The sequence below is a fragment of the Pseudomonas sp. Mn2068 genome, assembly GCF_049319725.1.
Taxonomy (GTDB): Bacteria; Pseudomonadota; Gammaproteobacteria; order Pseudomonadales; family Pseudomonadaceae; genus Aquipseudomonas; species Aquipseudomonas gingeri.
Genome location: NZ_JBMOUG010000041.1, coordinates 1 through 246, shown reverse-complemented (window position 1 = coordinate 246; position 246 = coordinate 1). Strand labels below are relative to the sequence as shown.

Here is a 246-nt window from a genome sequence, read left to right as displayed (position 1 = left end):
GTCCAGTCACCCAGCGGCTGGCTGTGGACCAGGTTGACGTACTGCTGGCGGTAGATGTCCTTGAGCTGGGCATTCCAGAGTCCGACCATCGTGCGCTTGTCGTTGAAGCTGTATTCGCCGCCCTGGAAATTGAAGCGGTCGGAGGTGATACCGGCCCTGCCGTTCATGAACATATCGGTCATGCTCGAATCGTTGCGCGGGCTGTTCTTCTGGAACTGGCCGCCGTAGAGCGTCAGGCCGTCGATT

The 246-nt window shown here is 59.3% G+C and carries 1 protein-coding gene; it reads right to left on the bottom strand.

What is annotated here, in order from left to right; all coding sequences use genetic code 11:
- Positions 1-246 (bottom strand): OprD family outer membrane porin (locus tag ACL9RJ_RS33265; RefSeq protein ID WP_422766022.1); only part of this gene is annotated, 246 nt, incomplete at both ends.